Origin of the sequence: Bacteroides pyogenes DSM 20611 = JCM 6294, from assembly GCF_000428105.1 — a bacterium.
Lineage (GTDB): Bacteria > Bacteroidota > Bacteroidia > Bacteroidales > Bacteroidaceae > Bacteroides > Bacteroides pyogenes.
Window position 1 is genome coordinate 1 of record NZ_ATZH01000060.1, and the last position, 6,672, is coordinate 6,672.

Here is a 6,672-nt window from a genome sequence, read left to right on the forward strand (position 1 = left end):
CGAGCATTACTAATTGCCCGTATTCTTTCTTTTCCGGGGTTTTTCCTTTGGATTTATTTTACTCCCTTTTTGTTTGGTATATTCTTTTAGCCTCGTTTTTTTTCTTTTTTCTCATGTCATAACCTTTTTCAGGTGGTTATAGCGCGAGGGTTCCACCTCTTCCCATTCCGAACAGAGCCGTTAAGCCTCGCCGCGCCGATGGTACTGCGTCACAGTGGGAGAGTAGGTCGCCGCCTTTTTTTTCTTGTATTCCCCTCTTTTCCCCTCAGAAGGAAGAGAGGGGAATCTTTTTTAGGACACTACCGATTACCAAGATGCTTCCAGGCATCAAAGTGCTTGTCATCCCCTTCACGCCTGTTTCACGACTGAATCTGATAATTTCCGGCTTTGAGAGCAAATTTATCAGCTGCCAAACATCGGCTGTCCGATAAAATGCGTACTTTTGTTCGTGTCATACTTGTTTTTGGGCAAAAGCAAGGGAAACCAAAAGAGCCGGATTTCAGATGACGAATTCAGCCCTAACTTATATTATCAGAAATAGTTTTAGCGGACACCGATAATTTTGAATTATTGCTGTCCGCTAAACCATAATTATCTTGCCCCAACTCGTTATCTATCACGTGTTGGGGGTATTTCAGTTTACGGACAAGCCCCCTTATGTCAAATTCTCTTCTTCCGGAGGTTCTTCGGCTGTTTGTTTTAGGAGTAATTTTAAGTCTTCGTCGGGTCGTTCGAAGAACGTATCCATATTGATGTAGTACATCAGGATGATTCTTACCATGGTAGCTAATCCCGAGAAGCTCCAAGGGCGTGTCAGCCTTCTTTGCAGAAGTGTCATAAGCAGGTTAGCAATGAGTGTCACCCAAACCTGTATCTTGATAGCATTGGCACTTTCTCCATAAAAGTATTTGAGGGGAAAATTCTGCTTGATTTGCTTGAAGAGTGATTCTATGAGCCATCGTTTGCGGTATATTTCCACGATGGTTTCAAGTGGCATGTCAAAATCGTTGGTCAGCAAGCTCACAAGTTTAGGCTGCCTGCCCTTTTTGATATCCACGTATGTAACGATACGCGCCTTATGCCGGGTGTTGCCCTTGTTGAACACCACCGTTTGTTCCCGATACTCCATCACTCCTTGCCGGGTCATATACATACGGTCAGAAAGTAATTGGTAGGTGAGATTCTTTTTCATCTTGGTGACATACACCACGCCTGGCATAGTGAGTTCTTCAAACTTCCCATAATTGATATAAGCTCTGTCCAAAGCTACAATCTCTCCGTTATGGTACTCAGAAGGAGCAAGCATGAAGGAGTCGTTGGTGGCAGCGGAGGTAAACCGAACGTCGCAGGGTACGCCCTCGTTGGCATGAATGACGGAATGAACCTTGATACCTCCTTTCTTTTTGCCCGACTTGGGATGGCGCCCAACACCTTTGAAAAGGAGATTGGAGAAGAGTGTAATCGTGGTAGAGTCGATGATGCGCAGACGCTTCATCCGGTTCTCCGGCTCATGTCTTCGGCTGTCCGAGGAAAGAAATGCTTTGTTTTGCTCGTAAAGGTCGCGATAGACCATCTCAAAGAACCTCTCGGAGCGTCGGGCGTTGGCGTCCGACAGGGTGCTGCGTCCGGGAACCGTTTCCAAACCGATGTGACCGAGTTTACGCACTTCTGCCTGCATAGAAGCCTCTATCTCCCGCAAGGAGTCGAAACGCATAATGACAGCATAAAGCATGGTGAGCAGATGATGCCAACCGTCGAACGATTTTACATAGCGTTCACCACCCTGTGTCCGACTCATTTGAACTATTTTATCACGATCAAGAGATTTTGGCTCTGTCATTATTCTTGGGGATTTAACAATTCATGCAAATATCTTTGCAACTCTGAAAAGAAAAAATTTAGGATCAGCCACTCCCCTGAAAGTAGCCCTGAATTGTTTGAGTTTGGCATTGAAGGACTCTGCGCTTGCATTGGTCATCCTTTCATCATAGAAGTTGAGTATCCTTTCATAGTGATTGACGAATGTTTTTACCACAGTGTTGAACTGTGGGTATCCCCATTGCTCGACTTTGTTGAACCACAACGCCAGTTTCACTCCGGCAACATTCTTGTCATAGCTTGTGGAATATATCTGTCCCAACTGCACTGAAAGGTAGTACAGCTGCTTCAAGTCATCATATTGCTCAAAGAGAATCTCTGCCCTCTTCCTTTGTGTCGATGTCCAGTCATCGGGGTTCTTGAAGAGGATGTACCTGCTTCTTGCAAGAAGCTGCTTCTTAGTATCCCCATTGGAGAAAACCTCTGAATGATAAGCCTCACCACGTTCTTTATACTCCCTAATCTTCCTGTTCTCATCTTCCATAACCTGTATCCTCAAATTCTGCAACGCCTCCTTGAACTCCTTCTGTACATGAAAACGGTCTATAATCTGCTTTGCCTTTGGAAAGCATCTTCTGGCGATTCTTGCCATGCTGCCTGCCATGTCAAGCGTGATGGTCTTGACCTTCAGTCGCAACTCTTCAGGTAGTTTTTCACTCAGCCGGTCACATACCTCCTCACTTTTGGTTCCCTTCACCATGGCAATGAGCGTACCTTTCTTGCCGTGCCCGGCCTTGTTGGTAAGCACTGTATACAGCTCGCCATTGTTCAGCGAGGTCTCATCCAAGGAGATATGTTCACCCATATTATCGGGGAAAAATATGCATTCCTTGGAATGATCAGCCTGCTCCCACTTCCTGAAGTCGCTCAGGTGGTGCTTGTAGTAGGCTGTAAGTCTTTTGGAATCAAGTTTGAAGATGTTGGCTACAAGGGTAATGCTCACCTCATGGGTATCAATGTAACTCTTTTAAAAAATCCGCAAACTCCTGAGTTATGCGGGTGCCTTGGGCTATGAGTGACCAGTCACGGTGGTAAGTCCTGCCATCTTTGGGGGCTTCCGGCTCAGTAGGAAAAAGGTGTGGATAATTTTATATTATCTATACTTTTTCTTTCCTTTGCATCATGGAAGAAAAACATCTATATCAGTTAGCCGATTTAGTTCTCCCTAGTGAGTTACTCCGTTATTTCCTCATAGTACAGATAGACCGGAGTTCAAGTTTGTTTCGTATCCACTTAGATGAGAAGATGGAAAAGGAACTATCGGATGATATCCATTTTGAGTCCAAAGGCTTTATGGCTACCGTGGAAGTTACAGACTTTCCCATTCGTGACCATAAAGTTGTCCTTGTTCTTCGCCGTCGCCGTTGGGTAGATACGCGTACAGGTCGAAGTTTCTCATTGCCATTAAATATTGATATTACAGCCTCCGGCACTCGCTATAGTAAATAGTTCGGAGCTTTTTTAAAAGTCCTCCACCCTCATACATAGGGAATAAAACTCAAAGAACCCGGACGTTACCTTTTTCAACATATTACCGAAGATATTCCATATTTTTGTTGCGGTAAGCACAAAGGTCAAAACAATGAATGAAGTAAAACTCAATTAAAAGTCTGACTCTGCTAATCCGTAGAATGATAATTGGCCGCAAGATGCCGTATGGAAGAGTACCGAATTCGAGTGATAGCAGGCTTACCGTTATTTAAATAAAAATACAAGTAAGCCATGAAAAATCAAGCACGAATGATTAAGTCCTCCGATGGTAACAAATTGGCCATTGTCAATCCTAACGCAGCCGGTATCGATATCGCAGACACTGAGATGCAAGTGTGCGTGCCTGAAGATCGGGACGGTGACAACAATCGTCGATTTGGAAGTTTTACCAAAGATTTGAATACGATTGTAGAATGGCTCATTGGTTGTAACATCACTACTGTTGCAATGGAAGCAACCGGAGTCTATTACTTATCTCTTTTTTTGAAGCTGCAAGATGCAGGTATCGAAGTGCTTCTGGCTAATCCTGCGGATGTCAAAAATCTGTCTGGGAAGAAGACGGATGCGGCAGACGCAGAGTGGCTCATGGTTCTTCACAGATATGGTCTGTTAAGCCCCTGCTACCAACCCGGTAATGCGGCAAGACAAATCCGCAACCTCACAAGACAGAGGAGCAATCTGATAAGGATGGCGGACAAGGAAGTGCTTTATATGCAAAAGGCTATGGAGCAGATGAACATCAAACTCTCCACGGTTCTATCAGACATAACAGGACTTTCCGGACGAAGAATAATCACAGCTATATTGCAAGGACAAAGAAACATTTATGAATTAGCAGCTTTGGCTGAACCTAACTGTAAGGCCAGCCAGGAAGATATTGCACTATCCCTTGAAGGTACATGGGATGTAGATTTGTTGTTTATGCTTAAGCAGAGCCTTGCTGCTTATGATTTTTTCTTGTCGCAAGTTGCTGAGTGTGACATGGAAATTGAGCAACTGCTATCCTTATATGGGGCGCAAATAGAGGCAAGTGATGCAGAACTAATTAGATGCCAACGAAAGAACAAACGCTCAAAGAATGCTCCAAAGATGGATATCGAGAACTTTGCTTATCAGCTGTGGGGAGTAAATGTATTTGAGATTCCCGGTCTAAAAGATACTGCAGTCATGCATCTGATAGGTGAACTGGGACATGACTTTGTTGACAAGTTCGAGTCTGCCGAAAAGTTCAGCCGTTGGTGTAATTTAACTCCCAACAACAAAATATCCGGTGGCAAGATATTATCCAGCAAGATAATGAAGCGGAAAAATCCTGTCGGTCAAATTTTTCGGACCGCTGTTGCCCCATTAGCCAGAGATAAAGGGGAAATGGGGAACTATTACCGTCGTATAAAATCGAGGAGCGGAGCACTGCAGGCTAATGTTGCAACTGCTCATAAAATGGCAAAGATTTTCTACACAATGATAAAAACGAAAGCCGCATACAACGCAAGTAAAGTTGGACTTGGCGAAAGGGAGTTAGCCGAGAGAAAGATAGCTAAGTTGGAACGCATATTGATGAAACTGAAAAATGTATCTTGAAAATCAAATAGTTTGAGAGGGTTCTATGGAAGCTACGTATGGAGACATCCCCGGTGACCTGTCGTACGCTTGAAGAGTTCTATCATATAGACGGGCATCAGTTTGAAAAGCAATATAAGGAAATCCTGAGTGGTTATAGAGGCTGGGAACAGCTTGAGCACTGCCAAAATTGGTTAGTATTCCCTGAAAATATTGGCACTTCACTTGCCATAGATGAGACTGCTTTGTCTAATGGCGAACTATATACTATCGTTACCAACAGAGAGGCACACGGCCAGAAAGGTTGTTTGGTAGCAATTATTACCGGCACTAAAGCTGATAAAGTTCAGGAACACCTTGATAAAATAGATGAAGTAGAGCGAGAAAAGGTAGAAGAGATTACCTTGGATCTATCTGATAGCATGCGTAAAATAGTACGTCATTGTTTTCCTAATGCCAAAAGAGTTATTGATAGGTTTCATATTCAAAAGTTAGCTTGTGATGCGGTACAGGAAATGAGAATAGCGTATCGTTGGGATGCTATCCAAGAGGCAAATGACGAAATGGAGGACGCTAAGCTCACAGGGAATAAATACTATCCAAAGGTGTTTGCAAACGGTGAGACAAAGAAAGAACTACTTGCAAGGAGTAGATACCTTTTGTTTAAGTCAGCAGAGAAATGGACTGATTCCCAAAAGCAACGAGCAGAAATTCTATTTGAGCAATACCCAAAACTTAAAACGGCATACGGACTATGTCATTCTTTGAGAATGATTTTTGCAAAAAACACCATCAAGGATGCAGCAAGACTAAGTATGGCAAAATGGTATAACAAAGTAGAAGAAGCAGGATTTCATTCTTTTAATGTAGTTGCGGCTACATTCTATGAACATTATGAGGATATATTGAACTTCTATAACAATAGATCTTCCAATGCGGCTGCGGAATCTTTCAATGCTAAGATTAAGCTATTCAGGGCTAACATTAGAGGTGTAGCTGATAAGAGATTCTTTTTATTTAGACTAACAAAGTTATACGCATAGTCCCCACCTTTTTCCTACTGAGCCGGGCTTCCCACCTGCGGCGCTTCGCTTTAAGGTAGACTGTACGGTCTCGAGCCGGGAAGTCTGTTATCACAACTTCCGGGTAGAAACCTTTGGATACCAAACCAAGGTGTGAATACTCGCAGGGAACTAATGGAAGCTCCTCAAGGCTAATCATGTAATAGGAACCCATATCGCTGAAATCCACGATATCAAAATAATCAAGGAGTCCTTGGGGGAGAAAAAACGAAAGGACCGATTTGTAATCTATTGCCGGATTTTTCATGGGGCAAAGATAAAAAATCCATGGAATCTTAATATGTTAAATCCCCAAAAATAGAAACTGAGCCCCTAATCCTACTTATTTTGCCTATTCTTGAAAAAGAAAAATCCCCGAATTTCTTCGAAATTCAAGGATTTACATCGTTTTGCCTTCTTCAAAGTGGTGCCACCAGGAATCGAACCGGGGACACAAGGATTTTCAGTCCTTTGCTCTACCAACTGAGCTATGGCACCTTTTTGTTTGCGGGTGCAAAGATAGGGATATTTTCTAATAATGCAATGAATATTCTAAAAAAAGTAGCAGAATGTATATGGAAAATTTAATAAGACTTTGGATATACATTCTGCTTATTTATTATCATGGTTTATAGGGAGGAGTTGATAGCTTGTGCTATCGATCTGAATTCTTCATCAGACA

6 protein-coding genes, 1 tRNA gene and 1 rRNA gene are annotated in these 6,672 nt (G+C 42.9%); 4 read left to right on the plus strand and 4 right to left on the minus strand.

Translation table 11 applies throughout. The features are described from left to right. Positions 1–128 precede the first annotated feature (128 nt). Positions 129–239: ribosomal RNA gene (gene rrf / locus C234_RS0112575) — 5S ribosomal RNA — on the plus strand. A 416-nt stretch (positions 240–655) separates the two neighbouring features. Here rrf and C234_RS0112580 read toward each other — a convergent pair. Both C234_RS0112580 and C234_RS0112585 read right to left on the minus strand, forming a co-directional pair. Further along, positions 656–1,840 carry an IS4 family transposase gene (locus tag C234_RS0112580; protein ID WP_051290265.1) on the minus strand — a complete coding sequence of 395 codons (1,185 nt, stop codon included), beginning with the start codon at positions 1,838–1,840 and terminating at the stop codon, positions 656–658. A gap of 21 nt (positions 1,841–1,861) precedes the next feature. Beyond that, positions 1,862–2,821: an ISAon1 family transposase gene (locus C234_RS0112585; RefSeq protein ID WP_027326057.1), complete on the minus strand. Its 960-nt coding sequence runs from the start codon at positions 2,819–2,821 to the stop codon at positions 1,862–1,864. A 179-nt stretch (positions 2,822–3,000) separates the two neighbouring features. On the opposite strand from C234_RS0112585, the gene C234_RS18205 reads away from it, so the two are divergent. The 3 genes from C234_RS18205 to C234_RS0112600 all read left to right on the plus strand — a co-directional run bounded on the left by C234_RS18205 (position 3,001) and on the right by C234_RS0112600 (position 5,972). Continuing rightward, positions 3,001–3,327, plus strand: a complete 327-nt coding sequence (locus C234_RS18205; RefSeq protein ID WP_027326058.1) for an ISAon1 family transposase N-terminal region protein — start codon at positions 3,001–3,003, stop codon at positions 3,325–3,327. A gap of 273 nt (positions 3,328–3,600) precedes the next feature. After that, positions 3,601–4,950 carry an IS110 family RNA-guided transposase gene (locus C234_RS0112595; RefSeq protein ID WP_051290267.1) on the plus strand — a complete coding sequence of 450 codons (1,350 nt, stop codon included), beginning with the start codon at positions 3,601–3,603 and terminating at the stop codon, positions 4,948–4,950. Positions 4,951–4,988: 38 nt separating this feature from the next. Next, positions 4,989–5,972, plus strand: coding sequence for an ISAon1 family transposase (locus C234_RS0112600; RefSeq protein WP_027326060.1), 984 nt, complete (start codon positions 4,989–4,991; stop codon positions 5,970–5,972). Here C234_RS0112600 and C234_RS18290 read toward each other — a convergent pair. Further along, entirely contained in the window at positions 5,947–6,258 is a 312-nt protein-coding gene (locus C234_RS18290) for an ISAon1 family transposase N-terminal region protein (RefSeq protein WP_034540668.1), read from the minus strand. The genes C234_RS0112600 and C234_RS18290 overlap by 26 nt on opposite strands. A gap of 157 nt (positions 6,259–6,415) precedes the next feature. Then, positions 6,416–6,488: transfer RNA gene (locus C234_RS0112610), tRNA-Phe, on the minus strand. Positions 6,489–6,672 lie beyond the last annotated feature (184 nt).